Here is an 18,141-nt window from a genome sequence, read left to right on the forward strand (position 1 = left end):
CTACGAAACAGGATGGGGTAAACAAGGCAGTCAGTTGGAGAAAAGCGCTGACCACCTGTCACCGAACAGGGCGATGGCCAAGCCTGCGAGCATCACCATCGCCCCGGCCAACTTTACGAGAGACACCGGCCTTTCCGATGCCCCCATCAATCCGAAATGATCGATAACCAGTGAAGAGATAATCTGACCTGCGATAGCGAGGCCCAGCAGGGCTGACAGGCCGATTTTTGGCGCAAGCACCACATAACTAAGCAAGGCACCGGCACCCAGCAGACCGCCCAGCAGGCTCCACCAGGGCTGGGCAGGTATAGCCGCCAGTGAGGCCACTATCCCGCCACGCATCAATGAAAAGACGCCCAGGCATACCGCTCCGGCAGTAAATGAGAACAGCGCCGCCGCTACGGAATCTCCACCCACACCTTTAGCGAGTTGACCATTCAGCGTGGTCTGCAGGGTTATGCCAAGCCCTGCGGCGATGGCCAGCAGGTAGTAGGCTGCGTTCATCTCGCGTCTCCTTACTTGGCTGACTCAAGCGGCATAAATGTCTCGGCAAAAATATCCGGCTGGTAGCCTGCGGCAGCAAACAGATGCTCACGGGATTCGTCGATTGCTGCACGCAGCCTTTCGCTGTCCACGCCCAGCACCTTGCCGCCGCGCTTGACGATGCGCCCGCCAATCATGACCGTGTCGACATTGCTGCGTTCGGCCGCGTGTACCACGGTGCCGAATGCGTTACCCGACGGGTAAAGGTTGATGTCCTGCGTGTTGATAAGGATCAGGTCGGCCTGTTTGCCGGGGGCCAGGCTGCCGACTTTGTCCTGCAATCCGGCACAGGTAGCGCCGTCGAGAGTGGCGGCTTTGAGCAGGCCATGAGCAGGCAGGGTCACCGGATGATGTGCTGCGCCGCAGCAGCGCTGCTGATGCATGCCCATGACGCGCTGCAGATAGAACGCCACCCGCATCTCCATGAACATGTCACCGCTGTAGGAGGTTTCGTTATCGACACTCAGCCCCGGACTGATGCCGTGACGCTGGGCCGACTGCATGGCGAACATTCCATCTTCGATGCCGTAGTGGGCATCTGAACGCGGGCATACGTTGACCCGCACGCCAGCCTCGCGAAGGATTTTCCAGCCGGCGTCCGGCAGCGAGGTGCAGTGGTTGAAGATGTTATCGGTGCGCAGCAGGCCCTCGCGATGCAAACCCTCCAACTCAGCTGCCATGTCCCCACCAAAAAACTCAGTGATGATCGGCAGCCCCAGACGCCGGGCTTCAGCCCACAGTTCAGGTTCCAGCTGCGCCATCACCGCCAGCGAGAGCAGCGGGTTGTCACCGTTCCTGACGTATTTTTCCTGCAGGCGCTCTAGGTTGCCGGGCCAATGGGCTTTGTCCCATTCACCAGAAACCGGCGCACCGGAGGCGTGTACAGACCGGATACCAGCATCGAGCAGCGCCTCGACCGCGGCGTCGGAGTGCGCGCCGGTGCGGCTGTTGTGCGAGTTATCGACCACGGTCGTGATGCCCGCATCGATGCAGCCCAATGCAGTCAGTAGATTGCCGATATACATGTCAGCCGGGCGATAGTATTTGGCGAACGAGAAGTGCGTTGCGTTGCAGTAGTCTTCCAGGGTTTGGGCATTCGGATTGATTTGACGCAGTTGGCCCTCCCAGGAGTGACGATGCGTATCGACCATGCCGGGCATGGCAATCATGCCGGATGCCTCGAGAACAACGGCGTCGCCGGCCTCGATGTTTTCACCGATGGCCGTGATGGTGCTGCCCTCGATAAAGATATCGCCGCGCGCCAGATTACCGATATCGCCGTCCATGCTCAGCACAGTGGCGCCGCGGATAAGGGTGCAGGCGGCGGGAGCGGCCGGGGCCAGCACGATGCTGCGGTTATATTCGGCCATTTTCTGTACACCTCTTCACATTTCGTTGGAAGCAATGTACGCAAGGCGATACTGCGGGAAAAAGATGGTAAAACTGTTTTAATTATTCAATTTCCACGAATAATAAGGCCTTTCCCGATCACTGCTTTGAGGCTGCTAACAGTCATGGACCGTATTCAAGCGATGCAGGTTTTCGTCCGCGTGGCTGAGGCAGGAAGCTTTATCCAGGCGGCACAGACGCTCTCTTTGCCAGCCTCGACGGTCACCAGCAGCGTTAAAAATCTTGAGAAGTACCTGCAAGTGCGCTTGCTGAACAGAACCACACGGCGAGTCAGCCTGACGCCTGAGGGCGCTCAATATCTGGCGCAATGCCGGGAAATATTGGAGCTGATCGAACACACAGAGACCAGCCTGACGGATTCCGTAAAGCGGCCACAGGGGCGTTTGCGTGTCGATATGCCGGGTGGCATTGCACACTTCATCGTCATGCCAAACCTGCAAGACTTTTACAGGCGCTACCCGGATATCTACCTGATGATAGGCGTGAACGATCGGCAGGTTGATCTGGTTCAAGAGGGTGTCGATTGCGTTATTCGTACAGGCGAGCTCGATGACTCAACGCTCGTTGCGCGCCCACTCGGCCGGTTTCGCTGGGTGACCTGTGCGTCTGTCGCCTATCTCGAAGAAAACGGTACTCCGCAAACTCCGCAAGACTTGTCTCACCACCGGGCCATCCATTACTTCTCGGGCCGCGCACGGCAAGCAAGCGAAATGCGCTTCGCCCGTGGCACCGACAAGATCTCAGTCCCTGTGAACGGCAAAGCGGCTGTCAACGAGACTGGGCTCTATATCAAAATGTGCCTTGAAGGCTTCGGGCTAGTGCAGCTCGCTGAGAACGTGGTCAGCGAGCATCTGCGAGAAGGGCGGCTGGTTGAAGTGCTTGCTGACTGGCAGCCCGCATCGGTTCCTGTGCACCTGCTATACCCGCATCAGCGCTTTCTATCGCCAGCTGTGAGCGCATTCGCTGACTGGATTGCTGGGCTTGTTCGCGACGATGAGTCAGCAGGTTCAAGTTGAACGTTGCGCCCGGCCAGCATGCCGATGAATGCGCCGGCTACGGAGATTGCGGCTGTGATCAGCAGCGGTGCTGTCCAGCCCCCGGTCCAGTCGTGCAGTTGGCCCAGCAGCAAGGGGCCTGCGGCTGCCATCAGGTAGCCGACGCACTGCGCCATGCCTGACAGTGCCGCCGTGTCACCGGCATTTTTTGTGCGCAAGCCGATGAAGGTCAGGCCGAGCATCATGCTGGCACCAGAGCCGAAGCCCAGGAACGCGGCCCACAACATAGCGTAGTCTGGCGCGTAAATGAGCCCGATCAGGGATGAGGCGGTTAACAGGCTGACGGTAGCGGCTGCCAGTTTCTGGTCTTTGAGACGGCGAAGCGTGGCCGCTAGAATCAAGCCGGGTATTGCCGTGGTCAGTTGAAGCGTGCCGTGTACCGTGCCTGCTTGCTCCGGGGATATGCCATGATCCATCAGAATGGTCGGCAGCCAGCCGACGGCAACATAAAAAGGCATCGCGTTCAGCCCCATGAACAGTGTGACCTGCCATGCCAGCGGCGAACGCCAGACGGCCACGGTTGGCGCTTGTTTCGGACCGGACAGCTTTACGTGCTCGTGTTTTTTCAACTGCGGCAGCCACACCACCAGCGCCAACAACGGGGCTGCGACCAACAAACTCAGGGCAATCGGCCACCCCCATGATTGGGTCAGCGGAATTATTACGGCTGAACCGACAGCGCCCGCTGCGCCCATCGTGATGGAGTATGCGCCGGTCATGGAAGCCATTTTTGTCGAGAAGTCGCGTTTGATCAGGCCGGGCAGCAGCACGTTGCCCAGGGCGATCCCAGTGCCTATCAATATCGTACCGGCGTACAACGCGCATACGCTGCCTGCGGAGCGGAGCAGGATGCCCGATGAAATGACCACCAGTGCACCGAAAAGCGTGCGCTCGATGCCGAACCTGCGGGCGACCGATGCGCTGAGCGGGGAGAAGGCTGCAAAGGCAAGTAATGGCAGTGAAGTAAGCAGGCCTAGAGCTGAGGCGCTCAAGCCAAAATCATTCTGGATCAGCGGCAAAACGGGCGCGATGCTGGTAAAGGGAACGCGCAGGTTTACGGCAATAAGTAGAATGCCTGCCACGAGCGCAATAGCCCGCCACTTGTTTTTTGTGTCTGACATATTCTCTATCTGTCCTCGGAAAAGAGAACAACTGTAGAGAGTCCCAAAATTATCTAATATAGATATCAAGACACCTGATACCTAAATTATGCCAAGTTCAAAAAATGGCGTTTCCTCCCCGGAAGATTTCGATTCAGATCTTTTCGCTGAGGCAGCGATCGCCCTCAAGGTTGCGCCCGAACTCAATCATTCGAGTGTCAGCCCGCATGATCATCGTAAGGGGCAACTGATCCTGTCTTTGCAAGGTGCAGTGAGTTGTGAGGTACAAAATGCACTCTGGCTTGTCCCTCCCCAGCACGCGGTATGGATTCCGGGCGGTACTCCTCACAGTTGCCGAGTGACCGAAAACGCTCGTACCTGCTTTCTGTTTGTTGAGCCCGGCGCAGCAGCTATGCCTGAAGCGTGCTGTACGGTTGCAATCACGCCCCTTGTCCGGGAATTGATCCTGCATCTCGCTGAACAGGAACCTTCTTATCTGTCCGAGGGCAAGACAGCGCGACTGGTTGCAGTACTGCTTGAGCAGCTTTGCGATGCCCCGTTGAAAGAGCTGCACTTGCCGATATCAGACCACCCTAAGATCAAAAAAATCGCAGATACGCTTTTTGCAGACCCCGGCGACCGAACCACTTTGCGCGAGTGGGCCACTCGGCTTGCAACCAGCGAACGATCACTGGCCAGACTGGTGGAAAGCACGACTGGGCTGAGCTTCGGACGCTGGCGCCAACAGTTGCATTTGATGATCGCACTGAGTCATTTGGCGGAGGGTGTCTCCGTGCAGCGTGTGGCGGGCATTCTGGGATATGACTCTGTTAATGCCTTCATCACCATGTTCAAGAAAGCCTTGGGTAAACCGCCTACACAGTATTTTTCCTCGCTACGTTAACGCAGATAGCGCGATCAAAGCCTTAACGGGATGGGTGACGGCAAGCAATCCCATTCGATTTGACCGATATCGGATGGCCTGCACCCTTCCCGGCTCATCAATGAGGGTCATTTTTCCCTATTGGTTGATCGACGTGCCAAACGCAACGGCTCGGCAAAGGCGCCGAGCCGTGAAGAGCCGTGCTTAAACGAACGTCAGGACAGCGTTGAACACCAGTGCCGCGACAAAGCCAAGAGGCGCTGCGCGAAACAGGAGCTGCTGGAACAATGAGCTGCGGCTATGCCCCGTGGTACATGAGCCTAATATCAAGCTGCCACCAGAGGAGAACGGCGAGATGGAGGTGGCTTGAGCGCCCACGACGATGGCCACGAACAGGATCATCGGATCGAGCCCCAGTGCCGTGGCAAGCGGTGGCACCAATGGGAACAGCGCCGGCGTCACCACCCCCAGTGTGCTGGAGAACAGTGACATGAACGCCGCCACCACACCGAAGACAATCAGTACCATGATCGGCGCAATGCTATTGCCCATCCACGATGCCAGCAAGCCGATGGTCCCGGCCTTGATCGCGACCGAAATCAGCATGCCCACACCGCAGATCATGATCAGCGTGCCCCAGGGCACGGACGCCATGGCCTTGCGTTCGTCGCCCAGTTTCAGCAAGAGCGCGATCACCGAGAACAGGCTGGCGATCAAACCGATGTCCATCTTCGAATTGATGAAGCTCACCGTGGAGTTGTCCGGGAAGACAATTTGCGCGATGGGCGCCGCCAGCACGATCACCATCATCGCCAACGTCAGCCACAGGGTGATTGTCTGCTCGCGGTTCAGCGGCGTCGGCACGGCGACCGCATAAGCGGACGCCTTCATCGCCTTGCCATGGCCGGTGAGAAACACCAATACCGAAATCACCGCCAGCGGTATCACCAAGGTACTGGCGAAAATCGCTGCGGCGTTGATGAAAGCCTCGTTTTCCGGGATGCCGGCATTGACCATCAAGCCACGAAAAATGATACCACTCTGGCTGGAGACGAAGTTGGCTCCGCTCAAGGCGCCATAGTTGACCGCCATGCCGCCCGTGATCAGGCTCATCCCGGTGCGCTCACACAGCAGCAACGTGATGGGCGCCATGAACGCCAACACTGTGTAGTAGCCTGCCCCCATCGCCGAGATGGCGGTTGCCGTGAAGAAGACCGCGAACGGCAACAGTTGAGGCATCGACCGGCATCGATAAATCAGATGCTCCGCCAGCTTTTCAAGCGTGCCATTGACGGTGGCAAAACTATAGAACAGACAAACCGAGAAGATGATGAAGAAAATCTTCAGCGGCCACAGGCTGATGACTTCGGACGGGCTCAACCCCATGCCGTAACAGCCGATCAGGTAAGCAAAAGCGATGGCAAACAGGCCTATGTTGATCTTGGTTTTGTAACCGAGGGCGACGGCGACAACGATTGCCGCGACGACGAGCAGGCTCATCATGATGGAAGTCCTATTGTTGTTATTGATGGTTTAGCGGGAAATGTCGAAGCCAAACAGCTTCGCTGGGTTGTCCTTGAGCACATGCGCCCGCTCGGCCGCGTCCGGCAGCAAGCCCTCGAGGAAAGCGACTTGCCGGGCATAGTCCGTCTGCTGTTCAAACTGAGTGTTGGGCCAATCGCTGCCCCAGACGAGTCGCTGGAGACCGCCACTCGCGTCGCGCACCAGAGCCAGCGCATGCGACGCCTGGGCCAGATCGGATTGACTGCGGTACGCGGCGGACAGCTTGAGCCACACCCCGTCATCCTTCAGCAACTCTAGAAACGCCTGATGGTTGGGGTTCCCTGCATTGATGCCCCCCGTCGGCAGGCCGAAATGATCGATGACCACGGTCACACCGCAGGCTCTGATGGCCGATACGATCAGCGCCAGGTCATCGATGCCGCGCTGAATTTCCACTTGCCATCCCCGCAGCGCTAATTGCTGGAATAGAGCGGTCCAGGCTGGGCCGCTGTAATCCGCCAGCGCCTTACCAATGAGATTCAAACGGATGCCGACCACACCGGCTTCTGCCAATTCGTCCAACTGGGTTTCGCTGACGGCGACATCCACCACCGCCACCCCACGCAAGCGCTGCGGATAACGGCGCAACGCGTCGAGCATGAAGTGATTGTCGGTGCCCAGAAAGCTCGGCTGAATCAACACGCCGTGTGAAAAACCGTGGCGATCCAGGTGATCCAGGTATTGCTCCACCAAAGCGTTGTAACCCGGGCTGTAGCGACGGTTGGCAACCATCGGCAGATCCTGGCGGAAGACGTGGGCGTGCGTGTCCACACCGGTGAAGGCAGGCGGGTGAAGGCTGGTCATAAACAGATAACCCCGATCGTTTGTTGTTATGGCAAATCACCTGCCGCCCATGAGAAACCAGGTCCTTTGGCCTAATCTGCCATCGTCAGCATGTGTATAGAAGCTGAAATTCATATATATGACTAGATAACCATATATTCAGGGATAGATATCTGTCAAACCTCACACAGGTGATAAAGTGGCTCCGCATGCCGAAAAGGAATCAAAGAAAAAATGAACGCCCCTACACTCGGATACGACGAGCGCTTGCCGCTCTATCAGCGCTTGCGAGAAGAAATGCTCGCCAAGATCGGCACCGGCGAATGGATGCCAGGCTCGCCCATCCCCACGGAGACCGAGCTCACCAAACACTATGGTGTGGCCATCGGCACGGTACGAAAGGCCGTGGACACACTGGTCAATGAAGGCCTGCTCCTGCGCAGCCAGGGCCGTGGCACCTACGTGCGCCGCCCCAACTTCGATGCCTCACTGGCGCGATTCTTCAGGCAAGTGAATGCCGCGGGTGGGCGAGAAATACCGACCAGCAGCATCCTGGCAAAGGACCGGCAAAAACCCTCACAGCCGGTGGCAACAGCACTGAAGTTGGCGGACGACGAAGACGTCGTGCACCTGGAGCGGCTGCGGATGGTTGAAAGCCGCACACTGTTTCACGAGGATATCTGGCTCCCCGTCACACGATTCGGCGTATTGCTGGACATTAATTCCGAAAGCTTCGGCAAACTGCTCTACCCGTTTTATGAAACCCAGTGCGGCCAATGTATCGGCTCGGCGACCGAGACCCTCACCGTGCAGCAAGCCGACCGGGGCATCGCCAAAATCCTTTCGATCAAAGAAGGCGCCCCGGTCGTCACCATCGAGCGCACCGCCCTCGGCTATGACAGCTCCCCGCTCGAATACCGAATTTCCCGCGCGGCGGCCGAGGGGTTCAGGTACCAGATCGATATCTCATGAGCCCAGTGGCAAGGGCACCCACGCCCTCGCCGCCCGGTGTCGGGATTACGCAGGCGGTCCAACCGATCCAGCGCCAGCTCACCGAGCATGATGATCTGTGCAATTCCCAACAACGCATTACGACTCGGCCACTGAAACGTCTCCGCCAAGTCGCAGGCCATTACATTGGCGACGCCAAGGATCCACAGGCGTGAACCAGCAAGCTTTCGGTGTCGAATCCGGGTTAACCGCATACATCGTGCTCGGGCCCAGTTGCGGGTTTTGATGTCTTCGGTGTTGAGGGAATGGTCGAGGGAGTTGGCCTTATGAGCACCACATTTGGAGCAAAACCGATAGGGAATTTTAGATGAGCGTCGGCTTAGGGGCCAGACTGTGTGAAAACGCATGCGCCGTATTGAAGTCTCGTTGCTACGTAAAATCTGCGAGCGTTTTGTTAATCAGCGGCCCGAAAATTTGCGTGAGAGCGCGATGTTCGTTCCAGTCCTGACTGAAAAATCTGCTCCAAAACGTCTTCACACAGCCTGGGTCGATTGCCGCTATTCGCGAAGTGCATCTTAGGGTCTTTAGCCGGCAACAGAAGGGAGAAATGAGCTATCAGCGACATCACCGTGTCGATCTTTTAGCTTGCTGAAACGTTTCATCACGTTTATAAAAATGGCACAACTCCAAGAAAGGCTGCCGCCATGACCCCGCTCAAACTTTTTGTTGCCCTCAGCGCACTGTCCGCTGCCTCCCACGCCATGGCCTGGGATTACGTTCTGCTCGACACTGACAAAGCCGCCCAGAGCTGGCAGATCACCAGTCAGCAACTCGGAATAAAAACCGACAAACCCTTCAGCGTTACCTTGCGCACCTTGCACGGCGGTCGGCAGGAGGGCGTCAGCATCGTCGACATCGATAACGGCACGATGAAACTCTCGGTAGTGCCGACTCGCGGAATGAACGTCTTGCAGGCCTCGGTTGGCAATGTACGCATGGGCTGGGATTCGCCGGTCAAGGAAGTGGTCAATCCGTCTTTCATCGAACTCAATGGCCGCGGTGGTCTGGGCTGGCTGGAAGGTTTCAATGAGCTGGTCACCCGCTGCGGATACGAATGGGTCGGCCACCCCGGCGTCGACAACGGCGAACTGCTCACCCTGCACGGTCGGGCCGCCAACATTCCTGCGAATAAAGTCACGCTGCATATCGATGAAAAACCACCGTACGCCATTACCCTGCGCGGCGAGCTGAAAGAGCAGGCGTTCAAGAAGGTCGACTTCTCGGTCGCGACCGAACTGGTCACCGAACCCGGCAGCGTCGTGTTCGCCCTCAACGACACCCTGACCAACAACGGCGACTATCCGAAGGAATACCAGGCGCTTTATCACAGCAACTTCAGCACCCCTTTCCTGGAGCAGGGCGCTCGTTTCGCCGCGCCGGTGAAACAGGTGTCGCCGTTCAACGACAAGGCCAAGGACGATCTGCCCGACTGGCAAACCTACCGCGCACCGACCAAGGACTACGACGAAACGGTGTACAACGTGGTGCCGTATGCCGATGCCAAGGGCGATACGTTGACCGTGTTGCATAACAAGGCCGGTAGCCTGGGCGTTTCGGTCGGCTTCAATACCCAGACACTGCCCGTGTTTTCCCTGTGGAAAAACACCGACACCCAAGGCCAGGGCTATGTCACGGGGCTGGAGCCGGGGACAAGTTTTTCCTACAACCGCCGTTATCAGCGACCACTGAATCTGGTACCGACAATTGGGCCCAAGGAACACAAGCAGTTCCGCATCAGCTATAGCTTGTTGGCGGATAAGGCGGCGGTAGATAGAGCCTTGAAGCAGGTTAGCGAGATTCAGGATGGGCGGGAGACTGAGGTGCGGCAGACGCCGTTGGTTGATCTTACCAAGGGGTGACAGGGGCTGGAGCATTGTCGCCCGATATTGCAGCCCCTCGGCCATGTGTTCGCGTCTGATCCCGTCGGCTTGTTCAAGGTCCACCAGCGAGCGCGCGACCTTGAGCGGCGATGGGCTGCTTGCAACGGTTCGGTCACTGTCCTCGGTTGGCCGACTGCAGCCCGTCCAATTCGAGATCACTGCGAAGACGCGACTCGCTGTGGAGGAATGGGTACAACAGGCTCGACTTAGAAATAGGGACTTTCTGTTTCCAAGTTGGCTAAAAACTTCCGAGCATCTATCCACGCGTCAATACTCACGCATAGTGGAAGCCTGGGTAAGCTCCATCGGCCTCGACCCAGTGCCATATGGTACTCATACGATGCGTCGTACCAAGGCTTCATAGATCTATCGATGAACGAAAAACATCAGAGCAGTACAGATACTTCTCTGTCACACCAAGCTAGAAAGCACTGTCAGATATCTTGGCGTCGAAGTGGACGACGCGCTTGAGATGGCTGAGCAGACTGAAGTATGAGCGGGTAACGGCGACGGGGCAGTTCACCGCGTCGCCTTCGGCCAATAGCTGTCCTTCATGAATTTCGCTCAAACACCATCCTTTCCAGCGTATTGTCCTTCATCCAATAGTGATGAAACAGACCCGCCACCGCGTGCAAACCAATCAACCAATATCCTGCAGTGCCAACCAGCTCATGCCAGTACTTCAGCTGTTTGGCGAAGTCCGGGGCAATGGCTACCGGTGCCGGCACGTGAAAGCCAAAGTAAGGGAACGGCTTATCGCCAGCTGCGAGCATCAGCCAGGCGAGGATGGGCGTTGCGATCATCAGCCCGTAAAGCGCAAGGTGTGTCAGATGCGCGATAGCGGTCTGCCAAGCCGGTGGTCTTGGGATGATCGGTGGTCTTGGGCTCAGGCGCCCGACCAGGCGAACCCACACCAGGGCGAAGATGCTTGTACCAAACAAGCCGTGAAAGCCCATGAGCAAACCCCGCGCTTCGCTGCCTTTGGGCAGATAACCCTTGATTTCAACACAGGCATATACCCCGACGAACAGGGCGAGCATCAGCCAGTGCAGGGCTATTGAAAGTTTTCCATATCGGGTTACGGCGGTGTCGCTGGTCATAAGAAGCGCCTGTTGATTGTTGTGAGGGACCGTTGATCCGGTTTCCTTGAACCGGCTGCGTCACCCTGCTCGTCCTGCCTTAAGAGAGTCTGAAGATCGACCCAAAGGTTATTCCTCTTTCACCTTCAGACTTCGTTAAGAAATGGCTTGGATACTTCGCTCAATCTCATTGAGGAAGGCGTTCGGCCCATGCTCGATCTCGACTGGAACATCCCCCTGCCCTTGCATTTCGGCCAGGCTGAAACGTCACCGTTAACCCTGGCTGGTGCTTTGCCGAACGACGCTTTGCGAGCGACATTCGAAGACTTTATCCAGCAGCGTTTTCGCAAGGCCCACGGCGCCGACATCCGCCACTTCATGCCCGAGCTGTTCGGTATGCACAACGGTGAGGGCCAGTTGTGCGCAGTGGCCGGCGTGCGTCGCGCGCACCTTGAGCCGCTGTTTCTGGAGCGGTATCTGGATGAACCAATTGAGCCTTTGATCAGCGCGGCGGCTGATCACTCGGTAGACCGAAATGCCATTGTCGAGGTTGGCAATCTGGCGGCCAGCGACACCGGCAGCGCGCGCCTGAGCATCATCGCCATCACCTATTTGCTGGCCATGGGTGGCCTGGAATGGGTGACGTTCACTGGCAATATCGGACTGGTCAACAGCTTCCATCGTCTCGGACTGAAACCCGTGACCTTGTGCGCCGCTGATCCAGATCGACTGGGCGACGAGCGCCAACATTGGGGCAGTTATTACGAGAGCAAACCCTGGGTGCACGTCGGCAACATCCGCGCCGGGTTCGTCCACCTACGCAATATCGGCCTGTTCAGCCGCCTAGGTTTGCCGACCTCAATTGAAGGAGCCTGTCATGTCGCTTGAACTGCAACGCTTTCAGGAAACATTGCGCGAGCACGCCCAGCGTAATAACAACGCGACCGCTCTGTGGGGCGACACGCTGAAACTCGATTACGCCACCGTCTATGCAGAAGTGCTGTATCGCCAGGAGCGGCTGCGCGATGAGCAGGTGCAAGTCGTCGCCCTGGCGCTGGACAACGGCGTCAACGCAATGCTCTGGGATCTGGCGGTGTTGTTCGAAGGGTTGACCTGCGTAACGCTGCCGCCGTTTTTCAGCGCGGCACAACGCGCCCATTGTCTGGAGCAGAGTCAGGCCGAACGCGTGATTGCCGAACCGGAGTTGGACCCCGAACTGCGCGCTGCCGGCTATGAGCAACGCGGCGAGTTCTGGTGCCGCGCCTTTAGCAGCCAAAGACACATGCCGATTGGCACCGCCAAACTGACCTTCACGTCCGGCACCACCGGCACGCCGAAAGGTGTTTGCCTGAGTGCCGACAGCTTGCTGCGGGTCGCACGAGAGCTGGATCAGGCGAGCGAAACCACCGGCCCGCAACATCACTTGGCGCTGCTGCCATTGGCGATACTACTGGAGAACCTAGGCTGTTATGCCGCGCTGTATGCCGGTGCGATGCTCAGTTTGCCGAGCCAGAAAACCCTCGGTATTCAGGGCGCCAGTGGCGTCGATGTGCCGCACCTGTTGGGTTATCTCGCCGGGCGTGCGCCGGAGAGTCTTATCCTGGTGCCACAGCTGTTGCTGATGCTAGTCAGCGCCGCCGAACAGAAAGCCTTCGCCCCGCAAACTCTGCGCTTTGCGGCGGTCGGTGGTGCAAGAGTTTCCAAAGATTTGCTGGACCGTGCGCAACGGGTCGGCCTACCGGTTTTTGAAGGTTACGGTTTATCCGAATGCGCGTCAGTGGTGTGCCTCAACCGCCCCGGCGCACTCAGACCCGGCAGCGTCGGTCGACCGCTGCCCCATGTCGAAGTGCGGTTGGCCGAAGACGGTGAAGTGCTAATCAAGGGCTCGACGCTGCTCGGCTATCTAGGGGACACATCGTACGCCGATGAGTGGTGGCCGAGCGGCGACCTGGGCGAGTTCGACCCGGAAGGTTTTCTTTATCTCAAGGGGCGCAAGAAGCATCAGTTCGTCACCAGTTACGGGCGCAACGTCAACCCGGAATGGGTCGAGTCCGAGCTGACCCAGCGCCGCCACATCGCCCAGGCGTTCGTTTACGGTGAGTCCTTGCCGCGCAATCACGCCCTGCTCTGGCCGCATCGCCCGGACTGCACCGATGCCGAACTAGCCGCTGCCGTCGCCGAAGCCAACGAGGCATTGCCCGATTACGCACAGGTGCATCAGTGGACGCGTCTGCCACAACCCTTCACTGCAGCCAATGGCTTTCTAACCGCCAATGGCCGCCCACGCCGTGACGCCATCGTCACGCAGTACCACGCCCAATTGACCGAATCCGTTGTCCGAGAGGAATCCGCATCATGAGTTTTTTCGACACCCTGCAAGCAGCCACACAGCGTGAACGCGACGAGCTGTTCAACCTGCCGATTATCCACGATGCGTTGCACGGTAAGGTTAGCCTCGATAGCTATCGGGCTTTTCTCGCACAGGCTTACTATCACGTGCGCCACACCGTGCCATTGATGATGGCATGCGGCGCACGTTTGCCGACGCGTCTGGAATGGTTGCGCAAAGCCGTGTGCGAGTACATCGAAGACGAATACGGCCACGAACAATGGGTACTCAACGACATTGCGGCCTGCGGAGGTGATCGCAAGGCCGTGCATGATGGCCAGCCTTCGCTGCCGATTGAGCTGATGGTGAGCTTCCTTTATGACCTGATTGCCCGAGGCAACCCGGTGGGTCTATTTGGCATGGTCAATGTCCTCGAAGGCACGAGTATCGCCCTGGCCACACACGCGGCAGGGAGCATTCAGGAGCGCCTGGCGTTGCCGGAAACCGCCTTCAGTTACCTGAGCTCTCACGGTTCTCTAGACATCGAACACATGCAAACCTATCGCCGCCTGATGAACCAATTGGAAGATCCTGAGGATCAAGCAGCAGTGATTCATGCTTCAAAAGTCGTGTACCGACTGTACACCGACATGTTTCGTGGCCTGCCGCGTGACGCGGAGACCGAACATGCAGCTGCGTAACGCGCGCGTCGTCTTGACCGGTGCTAGTGGCGGTATCGGCATGGCTATCGCCGAAGCCTTGTGCGCCGCCGGTGCTCGAGTATTGGCCGTGGCACGGCATCAGGAAGCCTTGGCTCCACTGCTCAAACGCTACCCTGACGCCCTGTGCTGGGTCGCGGCTGACCTGACACTCCCAAGCGACAAACGCAAAGTACTCGCCGCCGCCGAAGAAATGGGCGGAGTCAATCTGTTGATCAACGCCGCCGGGGTGAACCACTTCGCCATGCTCGAACAGCTAGAAGACAGTGATATCAATGCGATGCTCGCGGTGAACATCAACGCGCCGATCTGCCTGACCAAGCTATTGCTGCCGCTACTCAAGCAGGCCGATAGCGCCATGGTAGTTAACGTCGGCTCGACCTATGGCTCGATCGGCTATGCCGGTTACGCCAGCTATTGCGCGACCAAGTTTGCCCTGCGCGGGTTTTCCGAAGCGTTGCGCCGAGAGCTGGCCGACACCCGGGTCAGCGTGCTCTACGTCGCACCGCGGGCCACCCGCACGTCGATGAACAGCGCGACGGCGCAAGCCCTGAACGACGCGCTCAAGGCCAACGTTGATGATCCGCAAACCGTGGCCTCGGCGGTGATCCACGCGATTGCCGGTGACCGCCGCGACCTGTATCTGGGATGGCCCGAACGCTTCTTCGTGCGCCTCAACAATCTACTGCCGCAACTGGTCGATCGAGGGCTGCGCAAGCAGTTGCCCCTGATCCGTCGCTTCAGCGAAAAACCCGAAAACGAGACCCTCAAGCCATGAAAAAAATCTTCGCGTGCCTGTTGATAGCAACCCTCAGCCAAAGCGTTTGGGCCCTGGAGGCCGCCGACCAGCAGCGCCTGAGCAGCATTCAACAAACCTGGGCGCACATCCAATATGAAGTGGCGGAGAAACAGCGCGCCGCCGCGTTCGAGCAGTTGTCCAGCGAAACCCAGGCGTTCACTGCGCAGCGCCCGGCGGTGGCCGAAGCCTGGATCTGGAAAGGCATTGTCACCAGCAGCTGGGCCGGTGCCGAAGGCGGACTCGGAGCGCTGGGCAAAGCCAAGGACGCTAAGGCCGACCTGGAGAAGTCCCTGACCCTCGACCCCAAGGCTCTGCAAGGCTCGGCCTATACCAGCCTGGCGGCGCTGTATGATCGTGTGCCCGGCTGGCCTATCGGTTTTGGCGACAGCGACAAATCTGAACAGCTGCTCAAGCAGGCGCTGCAACTCAACCCCGATGGCATCGACAGCCTATACTTCTGGGGCGATCACCTCTACCGTCAGAAACACTACGCTGAAGCAAAAGCGGCGCTGCAAAAAGCCCTGCAAGCGGCGCCGCGTCCCGGCCGTGAAACGGCAGATGCGGGACGCCGCAAAGAGATCGCCACTCTGCTGGTGGACGTCAACAAGAAACTCGACTGACAGGAGTCCGCGTGCGTTTATTACTGATTGAGGATGATGCGGCGCTAGGTGAAGGCATCCATCAAGCGCTGGGGCGCGAAGGCTACACCGTCGATTGGCTCAAGGACGGCAGCAGCGCGCTGCATGCCCTGCTCAGCGAAACGTTCGATGTCGCTGTGCTGGATCTCGGTTTGCCACGCATGGACGGTCTCGAAGTGCTGCGGCGCCTGCGCGACAGCGGCTCGAACCTGCCGGTGTTGATTCTCACCGCCCGCGATGCAACCGAAGATCGCATTGCGGGGCTGGATGCCGGTGCCGACGACTACCTGATCAAACCGTTCGACCTGGCCGAACTCAAGGCGCGATTGCGAGCGCTGTTGCGGCGCAGTGCCGGACGCGCGCAAGCGCTGATCGAACATGCCGGCATCATCCTCAACCCCGGCACCCAGCAGGTCAGCTACCAGGGCCATCCCGTAGCACTGACGCCCAAGGAGTATCAGTTGCTGCATGAACTGCTCTCACCTCCGGGCCGGGTGATGACTCGAGATCAACTGATTCAACTGCTCTATGGCTGGAGTGAAGAAGCGGAAAGTAACACTCTGGAAGTGCACATCTATCACCTGCGCAAAAAGTTCTCTACTGAGCTGATCCGTACCATTCGGGGTGTGGGCTATCTGGTGGAGGAACGCTGATGACTTCGATCCGTCGCCGTACATTGACGCTGATCATTGGCCTGCTGCTGGCCGGTCTGGCGGTGCTCAGCCTCTTCAATCTGCACGATAGTAATCATGAAATCGCCGAGGTTTACGATGCTCAACTGGCGCAGAACGCGCGCTTATTGCAAGGCGTGATGCGCATGCCGCTGGGGAGCAAGCAACACGCCGAACTGTACCGGGCCTTCAATAGCGCACTGGGCGAAGCGCTGCCGCGCGGCGATGGTCATCCATACGAACGGAAAATTGCTTTTCAGGTATGGAGCGCTGGCGGGGAGGTGTTGGTGCACACCGCCAGCGCGCCGTCCTTCAGTTCACCGCCGACGCAACCGGGTTTCAGTGCTGTGGTGGATGTGAACCATCGTCATTGGCGCGCCTTTCTCCTTGAAGACCCACAAAACGGCATGCGCATCTGGGTTGGCGAGCTCGATGATGTGCGCGCTGATCTGGTCGACCGCATCGTGCGTCATACGCTATGGCCGAACATCGTCGGCAGTTTACTGCTCGCGGCGATGGTCTGGCTCGCTATAGGCTGGGGCTTGAAGCCTTTGGCAAACATGGCCGAGACCCTACGTGCCCGCAACAGCGGCTCACTTGAGCCGTTGCAACTGGCACCGTTGCCCAGCGAACTTGAGCCCATGCAGGCGGCGCTCAACCGCATGCTCGCGCAGATTCAAGAAGTGCTTGGCCGTGAACGACGCTTCATTGCCGACGCAGCCCACGAAATGCGTACGCCACTCGCCGTGCTGCGAGTGCACGCGCAAAACCTGCTGGAGGCAGGCACAGAACAGGAACGTCGAGAATCGCTGGAATTCCTTATCTCAGGCGTTGATCGCACCAGCCGACTGGTCAACCAGTTACTGACCATGGCGCGACTGGAGCCCCAACCCAATCCGCCACCGCTACAGCGCATCGACCTCAACGAAACCGTGCGTAATAGTCTCGTGCAACTGACACCGTGGTTGTTGAGCAAAAACCTTGAACTGATATTCGATGTCAGCGACCAGCCATTTTATGTATTCGCCAACCCCTCCGCCATCGACATCGCGCTGGGCAACCTGATCACCAACGCAGCCAATTTCTCTCCCGAACACGGGGTAATCGCTGTGCAACTGAACCAGGCTGATGGCTTCTGTCATTTGACCGTCGACGACCAGGGGCCGGGAATTGATGAGTCATCTAGAGAGCGATTGTTTGAGCGTTTCTATAGCCGTGGAACGGCGCAAGGCGCCGGTTTGGGGCTAACCATCGTCAACACAATAGCCCTGCGTTTGAACGGACGTATCGAACTGGTAAACCGAGCAGAGGGAGGTTTGAGAGCTACGTTATCAATTCCAGCCAAAGAATAATCGCACAGCATCAAGCGATTATTCGTTTTGCAGAGTCGGCAAATATTGTGTGAACCATGAGCTGTACCACATTTGTTGCTGAATCAGACTCCCGCCACCCATTACGTCCTCTGACAAGCACACTCGATACCATAGCAGCATTGTAAAACTGAACATGGTATCGATGTCTTTTTATAGTGATTGTTGCACTGAGCACCATGGCCAGCGCCATTAACTACATAGAAAATATCGTAACCATTATAATTTTTTACACAAAATCAACTAGTTACTATAGGCGCTTACTCACACGCAATTATCAACTAGACAATTCCACACTTTAAATAGAG

General features: G+C 57.9%; 17 protein-coding genes and 3 pseudogenes. 12 read left to right on the plus strand and 8 right to left on the minus strand.

The features are described 5' to 3' along the window. Positions 1–30: 30 nt before the first annotated feature. Positions 31–504: a DMT family transporter gene (locus AACY44_RS08675; RefSeq protein ID WP_339436002.1), complete on the minus strand. Its 474-nt coding sequence runs from the start codon at positions 502–504 to the stop codon at positions 31–33. 11 nt (positions 505–515) lie between these two features. After that, complete coding sequence (locus tag AACY44_RS08680; RefSeq protein WP_339436001.1) at positions 516–1,913, minus strand: amidohydrolase family protein; 1,398 nt, start codon at positions 1,911–1,913, stop codon at positions 516–518. Between the two features lie 144 nt (positions 1,914–2,057). Here AACY44_RS08680 and AACY44_RS08685 point away from each other — a divergent pair, with 144 nt between their 5' ends. Then, positions 2,058–2,969, plus strand: a complete 912-nt coding sequence (locus tag AACY44_RS08685; protein ID WP_339438127.1) for a LysR family transcriptional regulator — start codon at positions 2,058–2,060, stop codon at positions 2,967–2,969. Here the strand turns inward: AACY44_RS08685 and AACY44_RS08690 are convergent. Beyond that, positions 2,882–4,129 (minus strand): MFS transporter, encoded by a 1,248-nt coding sequence (locus AACY44_RS08690; protein ID WP_339530055.1) that lies wholly within the window; start codon positions 4,127–4,129, stop codon positions 2,882–2,884. The genes AACY44_RS08685 and AACY44_RS08690 overlap by 88 nt on opposite strands. A gap of 88 nt (positions 4,130–4,217) precedes the next feature. Here AACY44_RS08690 and AACY44_RS08695 point away from each other — a divergent pair, with 88 nt between their 5' ends. After that, positions 4,218–5,012, plus strand: a complete 795-nt coding sequence (locus AACY44_RS08695; RefSeq protein ID WP_339420587.1) for an AraC family transcriptional regulator — start codon at positions 4,218–4,220, stop codon at positions 5,010–5,012. Between the two features lie 183 nt (positions 5,013–5,195). Here the strand turns inward: AACY44_RS08695 and AACY44_RS08700 are convergent, their stop codons facing one another. Together AACY44_RS08700 and AACY44_RS08705 are read right to left on the minus strand one after the other, a co-directional pair. Next, positions 5,196–6,494 (minus strand): SLC13 family permease, encoded by a 1,299-nt coding sequence (locus AACY44_RS08700; protein ID WP_339530057.1) that lies wholly within the window; start codon positions 6,492–6,494, stop codon positions 5,196–5,198. Positions 6,495–6,524: 30 nt separating this feature from the next. Continuing rightward, complete coding sequence (locus AACY44_RS08705; RefSeq protein WP_339435996.1) at positions 6,525–7,358, minus strand: amidohydrolase family protein; 834 nt, start codon at positions 7,356–7,358, stop codon at positions 6,525–6,527. A gap of 213 nt (positions 7,359–7,571) precedes the next feature. Between AACY44_RS08705 and AACY44_RS08710 the strand changes: the two genes are divergently transcribed. Then, positions 7,572–8,309: a GntR family transcriptional regulator gene (locus tag AACY44_RS08710; protein WP_339435995.1), complete on the plus strand. Its 738-nt coding sequence runs from the start codon at positions 7,572–7,574 to the stop codon at positions 8,307–8,309. Positions 8,310–8,350: 41 nt separating this feature from the next. Here the strand turns inward: AACY44_RS08710 and AACY44_RS27695 are convergent. Beyond that, a pseudogene (locus tag AACY44_RS27695) lies at positions 8,351–8,555 on the minus strand (DUF6124 family protein); the annotation flags it as partial. Positions 8,556–8,992: 437 nt separating this feature from the next. Between AACY44_RS27695 and AACY44_RS08715 the strand changes: the two are divergent. Beyond that, entirely contained in the window at positions 8,993–10,207 is a 1,215-nt protein-coding gene (locus tag AACY44_RS08715; protein WP_339420583.1) for an aldose 1-epimerase family protein, read from the plus strand. An 18-nt stretch (positions 10,208–10,225) separates the two neighbouring features. On the opposite strand, the pseudogene AACY44_RS27700 reads toward AACY44_RS08715, so the two are convergent. After that, positions 10,226–10,332 (minus strand): annotated as a pseudogene (locus tag AACY44_RS27700) (Mg chelatase-like protein); the annotation flags it as partial. 32 nt (positions 10,333–10,364) lie between these two features. On the opposite strand from AACY44_RS27700, the pseudogene AACY44_RS08720 reads away from it, so the two are divergent. Then, positions 10,365–10,724: pseudogene (locus AACY44_RS08720) on the plus strand (tyrosine-type recombinase/integrase); the annotation flags it as partial. Positions 10,725–10,779: 55 nt separating this feature from the next. Here the strand turns inward: AACY44_RS08720 and AACY44_RS08725 are convergent. Further along, positions 10,780–11,328: a cytochrome b gene (locus AACY44_RS08725; RefSeq protein WP_339420582.1), complete on the minus strand. Its 549-nt coding sequence runs from the start codon at positions 11,326–11,328 to the stop codon at positions 10,780–10,782. Between the two features lie 189 nt (positions 11,329–11,517). Between AACY44_RS08725 and AACY44_RS08730 the strand changes: the two genes are divergently transcribed. Genes AACY44_RS08730 through AACY44_RS08760 form a run of 7 tightly spaced genes read left to right on the plus strand, consistent with a single transcriptional unit; the run spans position 11,518 to position 17,815 of the window. Then, the gene (locus AACY44_RS08730; RefSeq protein ID WP_339435993.1) at positions 11,518–12,195 is read left to right on the plus strand and encodes a thermostable hemolysin; all 678 of its coding nucleotides are present in this window, start codon (positions 11,518–11,520) and stop codon (positions 12,193–12,195) included. Further along, the gene (locus tag AACY44_RS08735) at positions 12,185–13,666 is read left to right on the plus strand and encodes an AMP-binding protein (RefSeq protein WP_339506068.1); all 1,482 of its coding nucleotides are present in this window, start codon (positions 12,185–12,187) and stop codon (positions 13,664–13,666) included. Before AACY44_RS08730 ends, AACY44_RS08735 begins: the two co-directional genes overlap by 11 nt. Then, on the plus strand, positions 13,663–14,337 hold the full coding sequence (locus tag AACY44_RS08740) for a TenA family transcriptional regulator (RefSeq protein WP_339435991.1): 675 nt from the start codon (positions 13,663–13,665) through the stop codon (positions 14,335–14,337). Before AACY44_RS08735 ends, AACY44_RS08740 begins: the two co-directional genes overlap by 4 nt. After that, a complete protein-coding gene (locus AACY44_RS08745) occupies positions 14,324–15,133 on the plus strand; it encodes an SDR family oxidoreductase (protein ID WP_339420577.1) in 810 nt (269 codons plus the stop codon). The genes AACY44_RS08740 and AACY44_RS08745 overlap by 14 nt, the downstream gene beginning before the upstream one ends. Next, positions 15,130–15,774: a tetratricopeptide repeat protein gene (locus AACY44_RS08750; protein ID WP_339420576.1), complete on the plus strand. Its 645-nt coding sequence runs from the start codon at positions 15,130–15,132 to the stop codon at positions 15,772–15,774. Before AACY44_RS08745 ends, AACY44_RS08750 begins: the two co-directional genes overlap by 4 nt. 11 nt (positions 15,775–15,785) lie before the next feature. After that, positions 15,786–16,445, plus strand: a complete 660-nt coding sequence (locus tag AACY44_RS08755; protein ID WP_339435990.1) for a response regulator — start codon at positions 15,786–15,788, stop codon at positions 16,443–16,445. Continuing rightward, positions 16,445–17,815, plus strand: coding sequence for an ATP-binding protein (locus tag AACY44_RS08760; RefSeq protein ID WP_339455922.1), 1,371 nt, complete (start codon positions 16,445–16,447; stop codon positions 17,813–17,815). The genes AACY44_RS08755 and AACY44_RS08760 overlap by 1 nt, the downstream gene beginning before the upstream one ends. The last annotated feature ends 326 nt before the right edge of the window (positions 17,816–18,141 follow it).

The sequence above is a fragment of the Pseudomonas sp. RA_15y_Pfl1_P11 genome, assembly GCF_963970975.1.
GTDB lineage: Bacteria > Pseudomonadota > Gammaproteobacteria > Pseudomonadales > Pseudomonadaceae > Aquipseudomonas > Aquipseudomonas tritici.